Genomic DNA, 20,215 nt, shown 5'->3' with positions numbered 1-20,215 from the left:
ACACGTACGAGCGGGGCCCCGGAAACACGAGGCTCTCGCACTGACCTCACAGTGCCCACGGCCGGGGCGGTCGTCGCACCGACGCACCGTGCGGACGGGGTGAGTACGCCGCCTGGCCGTGCGGACTGCGCCCGTACGGCGGACACCCGCGCCCTTACGGCGGACACCCCAGCGCGGCGCGGACCGGCCGGACCGGCCGGTATCCGCATGTCACAGGGGCCGCATAGGCTGGTCCGATGCAGGAGCAGTACCGCACGCTCGCGCGCGAGGGCGTCCATGAGATCGAGATCAACAAGTCCCGCTTCCTCTGCGCGCTCGCTCCCGTAGCGACCGAGGCCGAGGCCCAGGACTTCATCGCGCGCATCCGCAAGGAGCACCCCACCGCCCGCCATCACTGCTTCGCCTACGTCCTGGGCGCCGACGGCGGCATCCAGAAGGCGAGCGACGACGGCGAGCCGGGCGGCACCGCGGGCGTACCGATGCTGCAGATGCTGGTGCGCCGTGAGGTCCGCTATGTCGTCGCCGTCGTCACCCGCTACTTCGGCGGCGTCAAGCTGGGGGCCGGCGGCCTCATCCGGGCGTACGGAGGCGTCGTCGGCGAGGCACTGGATGCGCTGGGCACGGTCATCCGGCAGCGCTTCCGCCTGGTGACGGTGACCGTCGACCACCAGCGCGCGGGCCGGTTGGAGAACGATCTGCGCACGACGGGACGGGCGGTGCGTGAGGTGACGTACGGGGCGGAGGTATGCATCGAGATCGGGCTGCCGGAGGCCGACCTGGATGCCTTCCGCGCCTGGCTCGCGGACTCCACCGCCGGCACCGCGAGGCTGGAGCTCGGCGGCGAGGCGTACGGGGATCTCTGACCGGCGGGGCGGGCGGGCCGGGCGCCGGGCTCGGTAACGGGCGCTCGGTGACGGGGGAGGGCCGGTGACGTGGTGGTGCTCGGCGGAGGGTGCCGTCGTGTGGCACCGCCCCGATGACGTGGAGGTGCTCGGCGGCGGGGCACGCTGCGCGGCACTGCCACGGTGACGGCCGGGGAGGGGGTGCCGACCACGCCGGAAAGTTCGGTCCGCACCGGTGCGGACGGGGCGCCGGTCGTGTCAGCCTGTGGCGCGGCGAGAACAGGCCGCGAAGCAGCTGCTCGTGTCGGCACGAGAAAGGGCCGCTATGCCTGAACTCCTCGATGAGCACGTGGGATTCGTCCGCCGGATCGGCCTGTTCCAGGCCACCGCCATCAACATGAGCCAGATGTGCGGCATCGGTCCCTTTGTGACCATCCCGCTGATGGTCGCCGCGTTCGGCGGGCCGCAGGCCGTGACCGGGTTCCTGGCGGGTGCGGTCCTTGCGCTCGCGGACGGGCTGGTCTGGGCCGAGCTGGGTGCGTCGCTGCCCGGTGCGGGAGGCAGCTACGTCTATCTGCGGCAGGCGTTCCAGTACCGGACCGGCAAGCTGATGCCGTTTCTGTTCGTCTGGACGGCCATGCTGTTCATCCCGCTGGGGATGTCCACCGGCGTGATCGGCTTTGTGCAGTACCTCGGTTATCTGTGGCCGGACATGAGCCCCGGGCAGGGCGACCTCGTCGGCCTCGTCGTCACGGTGGGCATCATCGGGCTGCTGTGGCGGCGGGTGGAGAACATCGCCAAGCTCACCGTCGTGCTGTGGACGGTGATGATCGCCTCCGTCGTCCTGGTCATCGCCGCCGCCTTCACCCACTTCAGCCCCGAGCGCGCGTTCACCTACCCCGCCCATGCCTTCGAGCTGACATCCAGTCACTTCTGGATCGGCTTCGCGGCCGGCCTGACGATCGGCATCTACGACTACCTCGGCTACAACACCATCGCGTACATGGGTGCCGAGATCAGACAGCCCGGCCGCACCATCCCCCGCGCCGTCATCACCTCGATCCTCGGCATCATGACGATCTATCTGCTGCTGCAGATCGGCACCCTGGGCATCGTGAACTGGAAGGACATGCTCGACCCGAACTCCACGGCGTCCTCCTCCGTGGCCTCCGCCGTACTGGAGAAGGCCTGGGGCAAGGGTGCCGCCGACACCGTCACCGTGCTCATCCTCATCACCGCCGTCGCCTCCGTCTTCACCGGACTCCTCGGCGGCTCCCGGGTTCCTTACGACGCCGCCCGCGACCGGGTCTTCTTCCGCCCGTACGGCAAGCTCCACCCTCGTCACCGCTTCCCCGTACTGGGCCTGCTGACCATGGGAGCCGTGATGGCCGTGGGCTTCCTCATCGGACGGCACACCGACCTGGCCACCATCATCCAGTTGCTGACCACGGTCATGGTGATCGTGCAGTCGCTGGCTCAGATCGCGGCGGTGACCGTGCTGCGCCGCCGTCAGCCGGGCCTGCGCCGCCCGTACCGGATGTGGCTCTATCCGCTGCCGAGCGTCGTGGGGCTGGTCGGCTGGCTGGTGATCTACGGCTACGCGGACCGCAACTCGCCCGGCAGACACCCCATCGAATGGTCGCTGGCGTGGGTCGGGGCGGGCGTCGTGGCCTTCCTCGTATGGGCCCGCTACGAAAAGGAGTGGCCGTTCGGACCGAAGCGGATCAGCGAGGAGTATCTGCACGGGGCGGATCCGGACACCGAGCGCCCCGGCGGAGACGAGGGGGAGAAGGGCGTCGAGGGCACAGTGGGGGCCGCCGGGGGCAGCTGACGCCCATGCCATGGTGAGCGCGCCTGCAGCCCTGCGCAACGGTGCGGCCGGCTTCCTCCTCGGCTGTCGGAGCTGACACCGGGAGGGGGAGGTGATCCGGGCCGTGGCCAGAGGACTGTCGAACGCTGAGATCGGACGCCAACTGGCCCCGGGGAAGGGACGGTGAATGCTCACGTCAGCCGTGCGCTCGCCAAGCTGGGGCTGTCCCACCGGGTGCAGAGGACAGTGCTGGTCCGTGACGCGGGCATGAAGCAGCTTCCCCGCAGATACGGGCCGGAAGCGGGTGCACGGGTGAGGGCTTCGCCCCCGGATCGAACGTCAGCAACGCCGGCGGGCCGGCCGCGAAATCCTCTCAAGGCCCTGGCGGCAAGAAAGGCGGCCAGGGCCGGGCGTCGATGTCACGCCGGGTGGTCCGGGGCCGCCGGGCCTCCTGGGGCCAGGAGGCAGTGGGGAGCCCGGGGCCGAGCCGTCTCCTCCGATGAAGGTGGAAGGGCTGTCGGTGCAAACGGCCCGGCCCCGGGCTTGGTGGTGCGGTTCGGCAGTGGTCGTCCCGGGCAGCGCCAGATCATCGGCCCTGCCCGGGACGGCTCCTGTCCTAGCGGCTGCCGGCCATGCCGCCGCCGCCGGTGTGCACGCCACCGGCCGGACGGTGGTGGTGGTGCTTCTTCTTGTGGTGCTTCTTCTTGACGTGCTTGACGACGTGCTTGACGACGTGCTTGACGACCGTGTGGTGGCGGACAATCACCCGGCGCTCAAGGCCGTTGATGCAGGTGTTGCCGAAGGCCGGGTTCAGCAGCCCCACGATATTAATGGTGTTGCCGCACACGTTGACCGGAATGTGGACCGGGACCTGAATCGCATTGCCCGACACCACTCCGGGTGAGTTGGCCGCGCCGCCGGCCGCGCCACTGTCTGCGAACGCTGCCGAAGCGCCACCCAGGGCAGTACTTGCCGCAAGAGCGGCCAGAGCAGCCACCCGCGTGATCCGTGACATAACAATCTCCCGATCGATCCAAGCGGCTCACTGCCGCTTCCTGTACTTCCCTTCGGCTCGTGCGGCCTCACCGTGAGGGGATTTGCCAAGGTTTCACACTTTCAGGGCATAAATAAGGTTTGATGCTGCTCGCTTGCCGCAGTGCGGCTGGCGACTTATCCGATCTTCTGCCCCCGTCGGCGGCCGGGCACCTCGGTCCGCGATTCCTGGCCACCGGTCGAAGTGCCGACGATACGCAGACCTCCCGAGAACGCCCGCAAGATGTGTGTCGGTCCGGTGAATTGCGCGTCCGCACGCGAGGCGACCCTCACCGCCCCGACGCGGCAGCCGCCGCAGGATTCGAGCGTTCTTTCGATGCCCGCCTCTGCTCGGTACCGGCCCGCGGGCCCGGGCCGTCGCACGTCCGTGTGCTTGTGGTGACTGACTTGTTGGAGGCCTCGACACATCTTGAGTCCCGAAACGGAGCGAAGGAGGGATTGTCTGGGACGGCTACGGACGCCCCTGTCCCTTCGTCGGAACGCGGACGAGCCCGCGACACCGTGTCGGTCGGCATCATTGTGGCGGTGCTCGGAGTGCGAGTGGTGAAGACGTGGACGGAATTGCCCTGACCTGTTCCCTATGACGCATGTGGAGTGCGTCGCCATCCTTGAACCGGCCGCAAAGAGCGCCTGACCTGCAGGTTCGGGTGGTGTGCGTAATGTGCGGTGTGGGCTTTACGGGCGACTGAAGCTGCAGGTCGCGCAGCGCGCCAAGCCCGGTTTGCAGGTTCGACCTTACGGATGCTGGGGGCGGGGTTCTGGGACGTTAGGCGTGCGGATCGGTCCGTTGAGCGGGTCCAGGCGTTGAACGTGGTTTTCGGCCCATGCGATCCAAGTCTCGGCATCCTCCCAGGCCTGTCCGGCGGGCAGGGTCTGCGTGTGGAGGCGGAGTGCGCTGATGTACTCGGCCAGGCTCGCTGCGCGCCGCCAAGCTTCGTGTTGCGCTTCGAGGCGCTGGACGCGGTATGCCTCTACGAATTCGGTTTTCGCCTGCTGCTTCGCGGCTTCCCAGCGCAGCCGTGTCTGCCGTGTTTTTTCCAGGTCCGCGAGTCGCGTTCGTTCGGCGGCTTCTCCACGGAGGTCTACCTCCTGCGCGATCTCGGCGAGCTGCTCCTCAAGGAGCCGTTCGCCGGTGTCGGGTCACTCACCGGCCTGGTGATGCAGCCCGCCGCTGACGCAGACTCTCAGACGGTCGGCGGGGGAGTAGTCGTAGCACGGGATCCTGGTCCAGGAGTACTTTTCGGCATCGGCGAGTTCCTTCGTCGTGGGGGTGTGATCCGTCCGGTCCTGTTCCTGGAGGACGAGGAAATCGCATTTCTGCCCCTGGGCAGTGATCGTGAAGTGGGGCGGTCCGTTTCGTCGGCGATGAGGCGGCGGCGCACCGTGCGCTGTGCCGATCGCGCTGGCGTGACCCGCCTGCTGCGTTGCAGTGAGCAGGGCGTGGATGAGATGGAAAGCTCGGTTCTGAACGGACTTGGTCAGCCCCACGGGCTGGGGAAGGCCGGCCTTCCTCCACCTCGGCGCATCCCATGCCGCCCGATGCGGGAAGGCGCCGCCGGTCGAGCTTTCCGATGGTGGTGACCGGAACGGGGTCGAGTACCACGAAGGCGCCGGGACTTCTTGCGGAGGGCACCAGCGCCGTACGAACGCCCGCAGTGTCCTGGGAAGACGGCGCCGTCGATTCGGTCGGCCAGCTCCTTGCCGCAGAGGATGAGACCGCCTCGCGGGCACGCGAGGGTCTTGAGCGTGGTGGAGGTGACGACATCGGCGTAGGGAACCGGGTTCGGGTGGAGACCTGCCGCCACGAGGCCCGCGAAGTGCGCCATGTCGATGAGCAGGCGTGCCCCCCCACCTCGTCGGCGATGCGCCGGAAGGCGGAGAAGCCGATCCGCCGGGGGTGCGCCGACCAGCCCGCGACGATCAGTGAGGGCCGGTGCTGGCGGGCGAGTTCGGCGTCGTCGATGTCGATGCGGGAGTCCTCGGCGCGTACCTGGTACGACACCACGTTGTAGAAGCGCCCCGAGAAGTCCGCTTCATCCCGTGGGTGAGGTGGCCGCCGTGCGCGAGGCCGAGCGCGAGGATCGTGTCCCCGGGCTCCAGCAGGGCCGTGGAGGCGGTGGTGTTGGCCCGTGCGCTCGAATGGGGCTGCACGTTGGGTGGTCGGCGTTGAAGAGGGACGTGGCACGCTGGAGGGTGAGGCTCTCGATGACGTCGACGTTCTCGCGGCCCGCACCGTAACGCTTCGACGGACACCCTTCGGCCAGCTTGTTCACCAGAATCGAACCCTGGGCATCGAGGACTGCTTGCGGGGTGACATTCTCCGAGGGCGATCATCGACAGTTCGCTGTTCTGCCCCTGCCACTCGCTCTCCAGAGCCGCGGCGACATCGGGGTCGACGGCGATGATGTCTTCTATGGCCATGCTGGTGGGAATCCTATTCAAGGGTGTTTTAGCCTCTTGGGTGCCGCGGCCCTCGTCGGCGGATTTCGAGTGGCATCACAGGTCGAGGAGCGGGGAGCGAACATGCTGCTGTATTCGCCACAGGAATCGGGCCAGGGCCTCGTGTTCCGTCGCGCATCGGAGGGCCACGGTGTGATTTCGTGGCGGGGCAGGCAGCGTATGGGCACGGATAACCCTTCCTTAAGAGGCAGAGAAAATATGCCTGTTCATGGCCTGTGACCCGGCCTCGCCCGCCTCCGGTGCGCTACGGCTCACCGCGATGCCGTATTTATTCCGGATCCGAGCAGGTGTGCGCCGGGAAGAACGGCCCCTCTCTTTGCGCGGTCGAAGTGAGAACCTAGACTGGCCCAACTCGGCTGAGTTCGCAGACGGGAGGAGTGCGAGGCTCTATGCGGCCCGCGATCCGGTAGCGCGTTGCGGACGATCCGATGGAATCATTCGACGGGTGGCCGCGCCTGCTGCGGGGAGGGAGAATGGGAAGGCCACCACGGGGATTTCCGCAGAGACCCGTCGAGTTGTGAGGCCCCTTGCCGATCCAGAAGTAGCGATGCGGATCCGGATACCCCGCAGGTCCGTCGTTGCTCCGCCCGGCGCTCTTCTCCCCCGGAAGGGCGCTTCGGTGGTTTCTGGGGCGGTCTCCGGCTCAGCCAGACCTGAGCTGCTTCCCGTCGGGAGGCGGGGGAGTGGACCGCAGACCTGACCTACTGCCCAACCATCCGGAACACAAGGACGACCGCCGTGAATATCCGCGAGCTTACCGAAGTCCAACTCCACGCCCTGGAGTCGGTCGGGGAGGAGTGGCGCGCCCACGGCCTCGCGACCGGCCCTGCCGACCGTGCCGAGGCCGAGGCGGGTGTCGCCGATGCCCACCGTGCGGCGGGCCTGGAGCCTCCGGCGACATTCGTCTGGCTCGACTCGCCCCTGGCCGGAGCCGTGGGGGCCTGGATCATGTCGGGTGAGAAGCCTCATCCCCGCGTCCCAGGCCGGACGTGGGCCCAGGTCGAGGATCAGATACGGGCCCAAATTCCCGGCGGGGCCGAGGCCGACCTCAGGGAGCAGGGCGGGGCTCAGGTCCATGACCGGCTATGGAAAGAGATCCTGGCCCAGGTCCTGGACCGGGTCAGGACCCAGGTCGAGGACGAGGTCCGGACTCAGGTCCAGGACCGGCTCTCCGCGTGTGGGATCTGGCATCGGGTGGGGGATCAGGTACGGGCTCAGCTCGGGGACCATCTCGGGTCCGGGGTTCACGATTCCGTACCCGGCCAGCACGACGCCGAATGGCTCGCGGGCTACGACTACTTCCGTTCCCACTGCTCCGTCGCGGAAGCCGGCCGGCTCGACGGCATCATGCGCGTCGCGCGGTCGGCTGGGCGGTGGTGGCCCTTCGAGAACGCTGTCATCCTCACCGAGCGCCCCACCGTGCTGCACCGCGACGGGCAGGCCCGGCTCCACTGCGAGACCGGCCCCGCCCTCGTCTATCCAGACGGATTCGCCGTCTGGGCCTGGCACGGCGTACGCCTCCCCCCGGAGCCGGTCAGGACGCGCCCCGTCATCGACCGCACGGATCGCGATTTCGAGGGCGAAGCCCTCGTCGTGCGCACGGACTTCTCCGACGACGAAGAGTGGCGGGCGGTCGTCGAACTGCTCCATCAGCACGACGGCGAGAGGGAAGTGCGCACCCACGTGGTCGATGACCGGGCATTCGCCGAGGCGCGCCCGGATGAGGTGGTGCTGTCGACCATCGCCGGCGACCCGGGGCTCGAAGTCGTGTTTCTGGCCGACGCCGCCACGATGAAGGGGGAGCACGCCCTGCTCGCGGTCTCGACCAGGAGGCAGGATCTGTGCGAAGAGGAGCAGGAACTCGATCGCGAGTTCCGGCTGCTGCCGCCGACGGTCAATCTGATGCACGTGAACCTGGCCATCGGGCACCTGGACTTCTGGGAATTCGCATATGAGGCCCTGATTTCTCCGGACCACATCGTGCGAGGGTGATTGTGACGGGCAGGACGCTTCTGCCGCCGGTCGCCGAGAACCGTCGGCCGGTGCGCTCAACGCGACGGCTGCGGATCGCGGGGCCACGGACGTCGGGTGCGCCCTTCATGTGAACACCCGGCAGCCCAGGCTGCGGAGCCCTTGGCAGGCGGCGCCGATGCCCGCTTCGACTGCGTACGCACCCGGTCCGATCCGGCCGGGCGGCGCCCAACGGGCAGAGCGGCCTCGGGAGGTCGGGAGGGCAGCGGCGGGATGGCCGAGTCCTTCCTTGCTCCCGTACGGCACTTGATACTTCGCCGGCTTCGCGGCACATACGGATGCCGTTCGCCCTCAAGCTGACGGGCCGTCGGGCGGTGGTCTCCGAGGCGGGCGGCGGCCTACTTGGAGCGTGCTGCGGCTTCCGCTGCAGAACCATCATGCTCTCGTAGGCGCCCTCCAACTCCACGGTGCTCTCCCACAACCAGGCGCTCAGCGGTGATGTGACGCGCGGCGAAGGCGGGGCGTCGGCGCCGTTACCGCTACTACCGTTGCCGTGCCCTTGATCTTCACGCTGGCCTTCGGCGTCACCTGCGGGCTCGTACGGGAGGAGCGCGGGGTGCGCCAGCGGTAGCGGAGGCGAGGAGACGCAACCCCGTCGTGAGCGCCGCCGCGCCCACGGTGGTGGGCACGGTGGGAAGCCCAACGGCGTGCAACGGGTGCACAGTTGTGGCACCCGCGAAGGCGGGCGGCACATAGAAGTCGCCCCAGAGCAGCGACTGCGGCACCTGTGCGAACACCCTGCTCACCAGGCGGCCGCCGTTGGCCGTGACGACGCCGAGCCCTACACGCTGGCCACGCACAGCGGCATCACGCTGGACCGCTCCTCGGCCGCCCCGCCGCCGAGGAGATCCGGCACGGCCGCCGCGACCCGCTGCTGAGCGGCTTCGAACCCGGGCAGGCTCACCTCAGCCGGCCCGGCGGCCTGCGCCCCGCCGTCCGCGGCGCGCGACCCAGGGCTCCAGCGACCGGGTTCTGCACGACGTACGAAGACGCCGTCTCAGCCGGTGAGGTGACGGTGGCAGAGGGGCCGCGCCCGTGCCGACGAAGAGGAGGAGGCGCTCAGGCTCGCGTTCGCAGGGCCGGTGGAGTCGTCGGCAGACGGGAGGGGCGTGAGGCGCCGTGGAAGTGGCGGATGGAGAGGGCGGAGAGCGGCGTGGTGCGCGTCGTGCCGGCGTCGATCAGCGTCGCGACGACCTCGGCCGCCGGAACTGCTATCCATCGGCGAACAGCCAGCGGTTCTTCTGCCCGACGGCGCAGCTCCCGACGTGGAGCGGCAGCCCCACCTTGTCGGCTGTTCTCACCTTGCCTATCTGGAGGCAGGCCGAATTGCTCGCGTAGTTGCGGATGAGCAGCTTTCCGTCCTTCGTCGGGTCTATCCACCACAGCTGATTGCCTGGGCCGCTCGTATCGCAGTAGCCTTGCTGCACTACGGCTTCGCTGGATACCGACTTCGTTCCGGGCAGATCCAAGCATTCGCCGGACTTGACATTGCGAATGGTGATGAGGTCGTGCCCTCCGCGGTTTTTGCGGTTTTGGATCACGTTCATGTTCCACACCTGATTCGAGTCGCCGGACTTGCGGCATCCGAATTGCTCGACCGCGTTGATCGTCTTGTCTTTACCACGGAGAGGGGCGGCGCACCTCCTGGTGGCCGCATTCTGCATCAGAATATGGGAGAGATCCTGGTGCGCGGCTTTGGCGGACTTCGGCGAGGCCTTCTTGGGCCGGCCCTTCTTTGACAGGTCCGGCAGCAGCGACGTGACCGGCCCCTTGGCCGCCGTCCCGCCTGCCTTCTTCCCTCCTCGCCCTCCGTCCTCGGACGAAGGTGAGCCGTCTTGGCCGCCAGTGGAGTGCGACGAGTCGTCGTCGCCTCCGGACGGCGAGGGTGACGCACTGCCGCTCGCCGATGGTGAACGCGAGGGCTTCTTCGAAGAATCTGCCACGTTCTTGGAGTGGCCACTGTCGTGGTAACTCCGCCACGCGCCCAATCCCAGTGCGCCACCCGCGACTAGAGCGAGAACGGCTATCGCACCTGCGATCTTGACCGCGGTACGGGAGTGCTCACCGGGTTGACGTGATGTCGTGGTCAAGGCGTCGACAATTCGGGCTCGGAAGCGCCGTTTCACGTTCTCCTGTTGCGAGTCACTCAACACTGCATCCTCTCGTGCGTCCCTTTTCCGCATTCGGCATCGAGCCGAACGCCTTCGGTCGGCCCGCGGACAGCGCCGCCTGTCGCCTCGCCCCCGAGCACAAACTCCTCACGGAAGTAAACCAGAGCAGGGCCTTTGCGCGGGAGAGGGTCCGCTGAACGACTATTTAATCCGGAACGCCACGGCGGTTCCCGGAAAAACCAATCTGCAACGCACCGGATTCGCCATCGCCGGAGCTTCGTCATTGCCGGCAGGACCATTCGGCAGATTCGTGCGGGCATCCCCGGGCTCACAGGGCCGGGAGCAGGGGGCAGGGCGTTGAGATGGCTGGCCTCCGCGGTGTCGAGGCCAGTCGCACGGCTCCTCTGATCACCTCCTGGTCGGGAAGAGGCAGGGCCCGAGGCGGGAACCGCGGGGTGAGCCCGGCCAGCCGTTGCCGCAGCGGCGGGACGAGTACGTCTCCCACCGCCGCGACGGCCCTGAGAGCACCACGAGTTCGGGGTCGAGCAGCCTGGCGGGCGTGCCGACCGCGTACGCGGACCGGGAGCCAGCTCCCGCTGCTTCGCCGGGCGTTCAATGTCACACAACTGTCACCGCACCGGGGTCCGCCTTGACAGGTCCGTGCCTGATTGCAAGCCTGATGCAGAGCTTTCGAAGACTCTTTAATTAAAAGAGAGACAGGGCGTCAGAAGGTGGTGTGCAGAAGGAGCACACGAACCTGACCGGCATGGAAGCTGTGCCAGAAGCATGTCCGGACCCCGATGACGCACCCGTGCGCCGCACATCGCACCCTGCGTATGCGAATGGGCACCTGTTCCGTCGACCGGGGCACCCCCGCGTCTGGCGCGCCATCTGTCTGGCTGTTCGTCCCCGACGGGACGCGCTGTGCACGACCGCGTCTCGACCATGAATCGAGGATCACGAGGTGGATTTCGACGAGCTGGGATACTTCCTGCGGGTACGCAGGGAGGCGTTGAGGCCGATCGACGCCGGACTCGCATCGGGTGGCCGCCGCAGGACCCCGGGGCTCCGCCGAGCCGAAGTCGCGTTGCTGGCAAACCTGTCGGTCGACTACTACGAGCGTCTGGAACAGGGGCGCTCCGGCTGCCCCTCGCAGACGCTCCTGGCCAACTTGGCCCGCGCCTTGATGCTCACCAGCCATGAAGAGGCCTACCTCTTCAATCTGGCCGGCTACCCGCCGGCGGCCGAGTCCGGAGCCAACCGCGGCGTCGGTTCGGGCACGCTCTTCCTGCTCGAATCGATCACCGCAATACCCGCGACTGTGGTCGACGGCCTGACCGACGTGCTCGCGCAGAACGCGCTCTCGGTCTCGGTCACGGGGGCGTGGGCTGAGAGGCCGGGGCGTCAGGCCAACATGGCCTGGCGGTGGTTCACGGAGCCGGAGTCGCGGAGCAGGATCTTCTTCAACGATGAAGAGGAGACAGGGCGTGAATTCGTCGCCAGCATCCGTGCCACCTGGGCGGCTCGCGGTCGTGACTGTATGTCGACCGAGCTCATCGCGGACCTCAAGGCCGCCAGCAGCGAATTCACGCAGCTCTGGGAGGAGATGTGCGTCGGGCGGTTCAGCTCGACGAGTAAGACGCTCGTCCACCCCGACCTGGGGCGGCTCGACATCTACCGCGAAACTGTGGCGATCACCACGACGGGGCACCTTCTGGTCCTGCTCAGGCCGAGGACCGATGAGACGGCCGAACGCTTCGCGTCGATCACGCACAGGACAGGGATTTTGGAGCCCGTGGGCCCGTGATTCATGACCTTGTGACGGGTGCTCAACACCTCGCGTGAGACGGCGAATCGTGCCCCCGGGGGCGCGCCGACTTCTGACCGTGGCAGGCGCCCGGCGCGCCTGCCACTCGCCCCAGGCCGGTGGGCGGCCACCTGACCGGGACCTCCCGGGCCTGGTATCCCCGACCGCACACCGGCGGACGCGACTCAGCGGCCTCACGACGCCGGTCGGCTGAGCAGCGACAACGAGCCTGCCGTCCCCGCGGGAACCGCGGAGCCCGGCACTCGGAGGGAGACCGATCGCCGCTTCCCCTTCAAGTACCTGGTCGCCTCCTGGCGTTCCGTACGTCCGGTCCGTTGCACGCGGACGCTGTCGGCCCGCACAACCAGCGCGACGGCCCCCATGGCGGCGACCGCTTCACCGAGCCTCGCCGAACGGAGCCCTATGCGGGGGCGTGTGCCAGGGATGGCGTGGGCGTCCAGCTCCCGCTCAATGGGTTCCATCACGGCCTGACCCACCTCGGCGAGTTCACCGCCGACCACGATCGCGCCGGGTGCGACGGTGTTGGACAGCGCGGCGAGCACTCTGCCGACCTCGACGGCGGCGTCGGTGAGGACCTTTCGGGCCGTGTCGTCGCCCGTATGCATCGCCGTCACAAGCTCGGGGAGGTCATCGGCTGTGCCGCCCGCGTCCCGGTACCTCCTCAGCACGGCACCGACCGAGGCCACCGTTTCCAGGCACCCCACGCCACCGCAGCGGCAGGGCGCGCCCCCGGGGTCGACGGTGATGTGACCGAGTTCGCCCGCGGCGCCGGCTGTGCCTTGGTGTAAGGCGCCGGCCATCACGAGCCCTCCTCCGACCTCGTGGGAGAGCCTGAGGTAGAGCACGTCGTCTTCGTCCGTCGCCGCGCCCCAGGTCAGTTCGGCCAGTGCTGCGAGCCGGGTGTTGTTGTCCAGGCGTACGGGCACGCCGAACCGCTCCCGTACGAGCGAGGAGATTCCGGCCTGAGTGCCCGTCGGCTGGGGGGCGTCCTGCATGATCGCGGGGTCGAAGATTCCCACGCCTACGGCTTTGAGCGTTCCAGGCCGCAGGGTTCCGTCGGTCAGCCCGGCCGCCAGCTTGTGGGCCGTGTCGATCCGTTGGTTCCACGGCACTGTCTGCGCGTGCTGTTCGCTCGCCGTTCCGATGATCTGGTTCGCCGCATTCGCGACGGCGACTCGGATGAAATTCCGCGTGAATTCGATGCCGATTACGCGTCCGGCATGCGAATTGAGGGACAGTTCTTCGACGGGACGGCCTGGCTTGCGTTTGCCCATGCCAGGGACGGATGCCCTGATGGTTCCCTGGTCGACGAGTGAGGCCACGGCGTCATACAGCGTGGTGCGCGGCAAATGACTCAGATTCATCATCTGAGATCGCGTCAGTGCACCGTGCTGGTGCAGCAGCCGCAACACCAGTTCCTCGTTCTTCTTTTGAGCCTGCCGCAGCCAGCTTTCCTGGTCTTGCGGGGCCCGTGGGTCGAATTGAAGGTGTTCGTCGAGGGTCTGTTCGTTCACGGAGGGTCTCCGATGGTGCTCGCGCTCTACGCGATGATGTGCGGAATGCGGGTCACTCGACGCAGGGAGTAAGGGGTATTGCCTTTCCGTTCCCCGTGGCGTGCGGCCGGCTCACCTGCGCAACGGCGAGCCGGAGCCCTGTGCGTACGCTCAGGACTCTACTGGCGCAACGAGAGGGACTTGCGTTCTCAGCATCGCCCTGACGAACCGGGTATCGGGCGAACGCCTGTTATGGATGCGGCCCGCGCGCCGCCGCTTCGAAGGAGCGCCGTGGAACAGAACAGTCACCGGCCGACTGCGCGCACGCCGTGGGGTCGACGCCGAACAGTTTCACCATGCCGGGCCCCGCACTTTTCGTCGACGCGAAGGTAGAGGTAACCGCGGTCCATGCCTTCCCGGTGCGCCTACTCATCCGCCCACCGGATGACTTCTTTCACGTCATCTTCGAATCTCGTGCAGGCAGGCGGTGCAGGCGCCGAGCTTGAGGGCCATTGCTCTCTCGTTCGAGGCGGTTCGAGGTCGTACGAGGTGGTTCCGGCGGGCGGGCCCCTCACGGCCGCGCCGCTCGTTGCGCGAGGACTCGACGACCGCCTGGATGATCTTCATGGTCCTCAGCGGATCGAGGTGATGACGGGGGAGCGGCGAAAGGTGCAGCCGACGACAGTCGTGACGCCGGCGGTGCGCTCCAGCGCGGCCATCGCGCGGGCGTCCTCGAGCGGTCCTGCCAGCGGCTTCTCGCACAGCACGTGCTTGCCGACGGCGACCAACGCCTCCGCGATCCGGCGGTGCAGCGCATTGCCGACGACGATGCTGACGGCGTAGATCGACGGATCCTCGGCCACGGCCTCCCAGCTCGGGAGCGCCTTCTCGTAACCGTAGCGGCGGGCGGCGTCCTCGGAGAGTTCGACGTTGGCGTCGGCTATCGCGGCCGGGCGGACCGGCGGCAGACCGGCGCCGAAGACCGTGTTGACGTTGCGGTAGCCGGCGGCGTGGCTGCGGCCAGCCATTCCCGCTCCGGTCACTGCTACGGAGATGGGGTCGGCGGACGCGGTCATGGGGCGTGAGCCTTTTCAGGGGAGTCGGAGGGAAGCAGGGGAACCGGAGAGAAGCTGCCTGTGGAGGTAAGCGGCCTGTTCAGGCGGCGAGCTGCTCGCGGAAGGGGGACTCGATGGCTTCCATCGAGCGCCCCTGTGTCTCGGGAACGGTGCGGACGTAGAAGACGTACGTGGTGATGTTGATCGCGGCGAAGATCAGGAACGTGGCCCCGCCGGCCGGACGTCGGCCAATGGTCGCCGCCGGGGTCGGCGGAGCCTGCGGTCGGTCGCCTGATGCAGGCGCCGATCCGGGCGGCGATCGTCTCGGCCCTATCCGTCCCTGACGACGCGGAAGCCGATGTTCCCCGCGGAGCTGTCGGGGCTGTTGCTGGAGCGGGCGGCGACCCTGTAGCGGTTGCAGTAGGAGTCGTGGCACAGGTACGAGCCGCCGCGCATGACGCGTGTGGTGCCGTCGCGCGGTCCTGTGGGATCGACGCAGGGCCGGTCGTCCGGGGATGAGTCGCCGTCCACCAGTCCGCGCACCATTCCCATACGTTGCCGGCGACGTTGTGGAGGCCGTAGCCGTTGGGCTCGAAGGCGGTGACGGGGGCGGTGCCGAGATAGCCGTCTTCTGCGGTGTTGCGGGTGGGGAAGCGGCCCTGCCAGATGTTGCATCGGTGCTCGCCGCCGGGTGTCAGCTCGTCGCCCCAGGCGAAGCGCTTGCCCTGAAGACCCCCGCGGGCGGCGTACTCCCACTCGGCCTCGGTCGGCAGCCGTGCCCCCTCCCACCGGGAGAAGGCGACCGCGTCGGTCCAGGAGACGTGCGTGACGGGATGGTCCGCGCGGTCGGACACATCGCTGCCAGGACCTTCAGGCGCCGCCCAGTACGCTCCCTCGACCCCGCACCACCAGGGGGTGCTCTCGGGGCGCGGCCTGATGCGGCGCAGTGCGCCTGGCAGGAACTTGGCGAAGACGTACGACCAGCCGACCGAGCGATGCGCGCCATCGGTGGCGACGGAGGTGGCAGCGCGAGCCCTGCTCGCGAGACGGCCCGTCCGTCATCCCAGCCGGGGTGGGGCGCCCCTTCCTGAGGTCGAGCGTACTTGCCGGGGCCCGATGTGCCGGATCCGACCGGTCAGCAGGCCGGAGCTCACGGGGCGGGTGCCGGGGCAAGGGCGTCGAGGTACTGATGCTCCGCGGTGTCGAGGGCCAGTCGTATCGCACCCGTGACGACGGCCTGGTCGCGCAAGGGCGATGCCTCTACGCGGGGAACACGCGGGACGAGCTCGGCCAGTCGGCGACGCAACGGCGGGATGAGTACGTCTCCCTCTGCTGCGACGGCGCCCGTGATCACCACGAGTTCTGGGGCCAGCAGCATGGTGAGCGTACCGAGGGCGTACGCGGCTGCCTCAAGACCCTCTTCGACGATGGCGGCGGCGCCGGTGTCGCGTTGACGGGCCGCCTCGAAGACGTCGCGAGCGCTCACTCGCTCGGGGTCCCCAGCCGCCAGGGCGTACAGCTCGGCGCCCGGTGTGCCGGGCCTGGGCGGCTCGGCCTGGGCGGACATCCTCGCGAGCATCGATGCCCCGCCGTGCCGGACCGTGGAGGCGATGCCGTCTTCGGAGGAGTGATCACCCATCAGTGAGAGGAAGTCGAGGTCGCGGGCGCTGTTGACGTGACCGCGCACGAGAGTTCCGCCGGTGCACATGCCCACCCCGAGACGCTCGCCGGCCAGCAGGCAGACGACGTCGTCGAACGCGCCCGCGCGGCCTCGCCAACGCTCGCCGATGAGGGCGAGGTTGCAGTCGTTCTCCACGCGCACATGCTTGCCGAAGTCCTGGGCCAGGGCGGCGTGCAGATCGACCCCGAGGAACCCTGGGATGCCGGTGCGCAGCCGCACGACGCCTCCGGCGTCGACGGTGCCGCTGGTGCCGACGCAGACCGCGAGGACCTGGTCGTCGCGGAGGCCCGCCTGACGCACGGTGTCGACGGCGAGTTCACGCACTCGCGCGATGCGTCGCCGCGGGCTGATGGAGGGGTCGTCGAACTCGGTTTGCGACTCGACCATGGTTTCGCCGTGCAGGTCGGCCAGGGCGATGCGGACGCTGTGCGCACCGATGTCGATGCCCAGGACGTAACCGGCGGTCGGCTTGAAGGAGAAGACCCGCGAGGGGCGGCCGCGCCCCGGCGTACGTCCGCAGGCGCGGTCGCTGGTCTCGCAGACCCAACCGAGTTCTACGAGGCGCTGCGCGGCGGCGTGCACGGTGGGCCGTGACATTCCGGTGGTGTCCACCAGGTCGCCGGAGGACATCTCCGCCCGACCCGGTGGGCGTTGGCGCAGTTCCGACAGGATCCGCGCTGCGTTGACCTCACGAGCCCAGGCGGAGGTAGCGATGTCGCCCGCCATCTGCTGCGGCGCTCCCCTCGTACTGTGTCGGGACGGCTTGTGTGCGTCCGCGCCCTTGACCTCCCCGAGTGGTCCCGGAAGCCTAACGCGAGCTGTTAATAAATCACGCTGATTAAAACCTGTCGACATCCGCGTGCCCGCGGCCGTGCAGAGCTGCCTCTGCCTCCGGGCGGCGGGCTGATCGAGCTCGGGCCTCCCGCTGTCGAGTTGGGCGTTGCTGCGGACATGGCGCCGTCCCGGGCGGCCGTCCCCGCAGCCCACCCTGACCCGGCCGCCGACCGCATCCTCAGGCCGACCCCGAACCGAATCCAGAATCCACGACGATCGGAGCGCACAGCCATGGCTTCCGACGAGGCACCCGCGTCCGCCGCCGGCGCGGCGGACGGCGCGCCTCCCCGCCGATCCATGCGCCCGGTCATCGCCGCCAGCCTCTCCGGCGCCGCGCTGGAGTGGTACGACTTCAACCTCTACGGGCTCTCCGCCGCCCTGGTCCTCAACAAGATCTTCTTCCCCGACGTCAGCCCGGTGATCGGCACTCTGGCCTCGCTGGCCACCTTCGGCGTGGGGTTCGTGCTGCGCCCCGACTTTCGAACCGGAGTTGGCCCGGTTCTGACCTGTCATGTGAACGGCACTGCTGTGACCGTCTGCACATGCACGAGATCCGCTGGAGTGACCTGGCACCAGGTGCGCGGGCGGGTTCCTTCCTGTGCGTGTGTGCGTCGGCAAGAGCCGGGGCCCGAGCTCGCGCTGCCGGCCAACATATCGGTCGACAACAACCAGGGAAGAGGGCGGCAATTGCTGGGCAGGCATTCGTGCCACCTGGGCCGCCCGCGGCCGGGACCGTGTCTCGAGCGGGCTCGTCGCCGATCTCCAGGCCGCCGGCCGCGAGTTCGTCGCGTACTGGGAAGAGATGGGCATCCTGACGTCCGACTCGATGGACGAGACGCTCATACATCCCGATCCGGGACTCCTCGAGACCTGCCGCGAAACAGTCATGACCACCACATCGGGTCACTACTGGTGGTACTGCGGCCGAAGACCCCGGAAACCGCCGAATGCTTCGCGGCGGCCCGGGATGGACGGCAGCGCTCGATGCTCGTCAAGCCGATCGGTTGAGTGCCGGGGGTAAGCCGGTTGCACCGACGCGGCCCACCCTCACATCGGGCCGCGTGCCCTCGGGGCCGGATCGGGCGAGGCCGCCCAGTGCGGGGTGGCCCGCTGACGGCTCGACTGCCTTTGGCCGTCGCAGGCTGCTCGGCAGGCGAACGCCAGCACCTCCGGGACGGAGAACCAGCGCCACGGCGCCCAGAGCGGCCACCGCCGTACCGAGAGTTGCCGGGCGGAGAGTCATCCGGTTCCTGATGCTCCGTACGACGTGGGTCTCGAGCTCCCGCTCGATCGGCTCCATCACGTACGGGCCTGCCTCCGCGAGCTCGCCACCGACCACGATCAGGCTCGGTGCGACGGTGTTGGACAGCGTGGCCAGTACTCTGCCCGCCTCAACTGCCGCCTCCGCGAGGACGGTTCGCGCCCTGCGGTCGCCGGCCTTCGCCGCCGCCACGAGATCCGACGGATCACGGGCCTCTCCGCCGGCGGCGCGATACTTGCCGAGCACCGCCTCGACCGAGGCCACCGTCTGCAGACATCCCACGCCACCGCAGCGGCAAGGCGATCCCCCGGGGGAGACGGTGATATGGCCGAGCTCACCCGCGGCGCCGTATGTGCCTCGGTGCAGCGCTCCGGCCACAACGAGCCCGCCACCGACCTCATGGGACAATTCCAGGTAAAGCACGTCGTCCTCACCCGAAGCTGCACCCCAGGAAAGCTCGGCCAAGGCCGCCAGCCGCATGGTGTTGTCCAGGCGTACCGGTACGCCGAAGCGTTCTCGAACCAGCGACGACACCCCTACGGGGTCGGCCCTGGGAGAGTCACCCGGTGCGGCCATCGGGCCGAGCACTCCGATGCCGACCGCCTTCAGCGGTCCCGGCTGCAGCGCCCCGCCCGTCAAGCTGCGTGCCAGTCGGTGAGCCGCATCAACGCGCTCCCCCCAGGAAGCACTTGGGGAATGGGGCTCGGTTACGGGGCCTATGATCTCGTTTGCCGCGTTGGCCGCGGCCACTCGGACAGCTTGCTGCGCAAATTCAATCCCGATCAGTTGGGTGCCACTTGGATTCAGCGTCAGCTGTTCCATGGGGCGACCGCGCTTGCGCTTTGCCACCTCGGGAACCGACGCGGTGACAGCGCCGTTGTCGACAAGAGCGGCCACGATGTCGTAAAGCGTCGTGCGTGGCAGCCCGCTGAAGTCCATCAATTGGGATCGCGTCAGCGCACCGTGCCGGTGCAGCAGGCGCAATACCAACTCCTCGTTCGTCTTCCGAGTCTGCAGCACAGAGATTTCCCGATACGCGTTCCGGTTTACGGTGAGTGCGGATCTCTGATGCGATGTGATCCGCGATCGAATTGCCGACGTACGCCTCACCGTCTTGCGGGAAAAGCGAACCAGCATCCTGCGCAAATTGACTGCAGGCTTCGGCGGCATCGTTCGTGTTGACGCGGAGCCGATCGGCCAAGCAGGTTCCCCACTCGTTGGCCGTGCCCTGCACTCTACGGCGGGAGCAGCAGGGGCCACCCGGAGAAGGGTCGCCCTGTCAGGGCCAGGATCAGGAGGACGATGTTCTGCCGACTGTCCCGGTCTACCTTACGGAGGAAGTCGGGGACCGGGGTTTCCGGAAGCAGAAGGGGCAGATCTGCGCTGCGACACGGGCTTTGTCGAGAAGGCGCAGCCAACTGTCGGTGGGTTCGGTGCCCGTACGGATGAGAACGTCGAGAAAGTGTGAAGCAATGGCGCCACAGAAGTCGAGGAATACTGCGGTCGACTGGACCGCCTCCATTTGTCTGGTGGCGGCCGCACCGCTCGTCACGGGATGCATGAACGACGGCACGAACGACGACTCCAAGAAGCCGGCTTCTTCGAGCAGCAAGCCTGCCTCTGGGGCGACGCCCGGCTCCCATTCGGGGAAGCAGTCCTCCGGCGCCGGTCGGCAGGGAAGCGGGGGGCGGCCCGCGGCGGGGCGGCGGCCTCCCGGGGGCGGCCGGCGACACCCCAGCGCCAGACGGCCTCAGCC

At 68.4% G+C, this 20,215-nt stretch carries 13 protein-coding genes and 3 pseudogenes; 6 read left to right on the top strand and 10 right to left on the bottom strand.

What is annotated here, in order from left to right; translation table 11 throughout:
• Positions 1 to 236 precede the first annotated feature (236 nt).
• Together ACWGI6_RS10015 and ACWGI6_RS10010 are read left to right on the top strand one after the other, a co-directional pair.
• The gene (locus tag ACWGI6_RS10015) at positions 237 to 863 is read left to right on the top strand and encodes a YigZ family protein (protein WP_393910098.1); all 627 of its coding nucleotides are present in this window, start codon (positions 237 to 239) and stop codon (positions 861 to 863) included.
• A gap of 304 nt (positions 864 to 1,167) precedes the next feature.
• Positions 1,168 to 2,673, top strand: a complete 1,506-nt coding sequence (locus ACWGI6_RS10010; protein ID WP_453267033.1) for an APC family permease — start codon at positions 1,168 to 1,170, stop codon at positions 2,671 to 2,673.
• A 760-nt stretch (positions 2,674 to 3,433) separates the two neighbouring features.
• Here the strand turns inward: ACWGI6_RS10010 and ACWGI6_RS10005 are convergent.
• A pseudogene (locus tag ACWGI6_RS10005) lies at positions 3,434 to 3,667 on the bottom strand (chaplin); the annotation flags it as partial.
• A 917-nt stretch (positions 3,668 to 4,584) separates the two neighbouring features.
• Here ACWGI6_RS10005 and ACWGI6_RS10000 point away from each other — a divergent pair.
• The gene (locus ACWGI6_RS10000) at positions 4,585 to 5,286 is read left to right on the top strand and encodes a hypothetical protein (protein WP_453267131.1); all 702 of its coding nucleotides are present in this window, start codon (positions 4,585 to 4,587) and stop codon (positions 5,284 to 5,286) included.
• A 68-nt stretch (positions 5,287 to 5,354) separates the two neighbouring features.
• Here ACWGI6_RS10000 and ACWGI6_RS09995 read toward each other — a convergent pair.
• Positions 5,355 to 6,126, bottom strand: a pseudogene (locus ACWGI6_RS09995) (serine hydroxymethyltransferase); the annotation flags it as partial.
• Between the two features lie 777 nt (positions 6,127 to 6,903).
• Between ACWGI6_RS09995 and ACWGI6_RS09990 the strand changes: the two are divergent.
• Positions 6,904 to 8,157: a DUF6924 domain-containing protein gene (locus ACWGI6_RS09990; protein ID WP_453267032.1), complete on the top strand. Its 1,254-nt coding sequence runs from the start codon at positions 6,904 to 6,906 to the stop codon at positions 8,155 to 8,157.
• 820 nt (positions 8,158 to 8,977) lie between these two features.
• Here ACWGI6_RS09990 and ACWGI6_RS09985 read toward each other — a convergent pair.
• Positions 8,978 to 9,100 (bottom strand): hypothetical protein, encoded by a 123-nt coding sequence (locus tag ACWGI6_RS09985; RefSeq protein ID WP_453267031.1) that lies wholly within the window; start codon positions 9,098 to 9,100, stop codon positions 8,978 to 8,980.
• Positions 9,101 to 9,407: 307 nt separating this feature from the next.
• Positions 9,408 to 10,346 (bottom strand): RICIN domain-containing protein, encoded by a 939-nt coding sequence (locus ACWGI6_RS09980; RefSeq protein ID WP_453267030.1) that lies wholly within the window; start codon positions 10,344 to 10,346, stop codon positions 9,408 to 9,410.
• Positions 10,347 to 11,271: 925 nt separating this feature from the next.
• Here ACWGI6_RS09980 and ACWGI6_RS09975 point away from each other — a divergent pair.
• Entirely contained in the window at positions 11,272 to 12,114 is an 843-nt protein-coding gene (locus tag ACWGI6_RS09975) for a helix-turn-helix transcriptional regulator (RefSeq protein WP_453267029.1), read from the top strand.
• 194 nt (positions 12,115 to 12,308) lie between these two features.
• Here the strand turns inward: ACWGI6_RS09975 and ACWGI6_RS09970 are convergent, their stop codons facing one another.
• The 5 genes and pseudogenes from ACWGI6_RS09970 to ACWGI6_RS09950 form a co-directional block, all read right to left on the bottom strand.
• Positions 12,309 to 13,649, bottom strand: coding sequence for an ROK family protein (locus tag ACWGI6_RS09970; protein WP_453267028.1), 1,341 nt, complete (start codon positions 13,647 to 13,649; stop codon positions 12,309 to 12,311).
• A 438-nt stretch (positions 13,650 to 14,087) separates the two neighbouring features.
• Entirely contained in the window at positions 14,088 to 14,255 is a 168-nt protein-coding gene (locus ACWGI6_RS09965) for a hypothetical protein (RefSeq protein ID WP_453267027.1), read from the bottom strand.
• Between the two features lie 5 nt (positions 14,256 to 14,260).
• Positions 14,261 to 14,704: a Gfo/Idh/MocA family protein gene (locus ACWGI6_RS09960; RefSeq protein WP_453267026.1), complete on the bottom strand. Its 444-nt coding sequence runs from the start codon at positions 14,702 to 14,704 to the stop codon at positions 14,261 to 14,263.
• A 309-nt stretch (positions 14,705 to 15,013) separates the two neighbouring features.
• Positions 15,014 to 15,708 (bottom strand): annotated as a pseudogene (locus ACWGI6_RS09955) (formylglycine-generating enzyme family protein); the annotation flags it as partial.
• A 125-nt stretch (positions 15,709 to 15,833) separates the two neighbouring features.
• Complete coding sequence (locus ACWGI6_RS09950) at positions 15,834 to 17,090, bottom strand: ROK family transcriptional regulator (protein WP_453267025.1); 1,257 nt, start codon at positions 17,088 to 17,090, stop codon at positions 15,834 to 15,836.
• Between the two features lie 339 nt (positions 17,091 to 17,429).
• On the opposite strand from ACWGI6_RS09950, the gene ACWGI6_RS09945 reads away from it, so the two are divergent.
• Entirely contained in the window at positions 17,430 to 18,206 is a 777-nt protein-coding gene (locus ACWGI6_RS09945; protein WP_453267024.1) for a hypothetical protein, read from the top strand.
• On the opposite strand, the gene ACWGI6_RS09940 is transcribed toward ACWGI6_RS09945, so the two are convergent.
• Positions 18,190 to 19,596, bottom strand: coding sequence for an ROK family protein (locus ACWGI6_RS09940; RefSeq protein WP_453267023.1), 1,407 nt, complete (start codon positions 19,594 to 19,596; stop codon positions 18,190 to 18,192). The two genes, ACWGI6_RS09945 and ACWGI6_RS09940, sit on opposite strands and share 17 nt — an antisense overlap.
• Between the last annotated feature and the right edge of the window lie 619 nt (positions 19,597 to 20,215).

The organism is Streptomyces sp. NPDC054786, from assembly GCF_053611685.1.
This window is presented reverse-complemented; position numbering and strand designations above follow the sequence as displayed.

What these genes read in the sequence shown, in the direction of transcription:
- ACWGI6_RS10015 (WP_393910098.1), top strand. Translation starts at nt 237, where the DNA reads ATGCAGGAGCAGTACCGCACGCTCGCGCGCGAGGGCGTCCATGAGATC.
- ACWGI6_RS10010 (WP_453267033.1), top strand. Translation starts at nt 1,168, where the DNA reads ATGCCTGAACTCCTCGATGAGCACGTGGGATTCGTCCGCCGGATCGGC.
- ACWGI6_RS09965 (WP_453267027.1), bottom strand. Translation starts at nt 14,255, where the DNA reads ATGAAGATCATCCAGGCGGTCGTCGAGTCCTCGCGCAACGAGCGGCGC.
- ACWGI6_RS09960 (WP_453267026.1), bottom strand. Translation starts at nt 14,704, where the DNA reads ATGACCGCGTCCGCCGACCCCATCTCCGTAGCAGTGACCGGAGCGGGA.
- ACWGI6_RS09950 (WP_453267025.1), bottom strand. Translation starts at nt 17,090, where the DNA reads ATGGCGGGCGACATCGCTACCTCCGCCTGGGCTCGTGAGGTCAACGCA.
- ACWGI6_RS09945 (WP_453267024.1), top strand. Translation starts at nt 17,430, where the DNA reads ATGGCTTCCGACGAGGCACCCGCGTCCGCCGCCGGCGCGGCGGACGGC.
- ACWGI6_RS09940 (WP_453267023.1), bottom strand. Translation starts at nt 19,596, where the DNA reads ATGCTGGTTCGCTTTTCCCGCAAGACGGTGAGGCGTACGTCGGCAATT.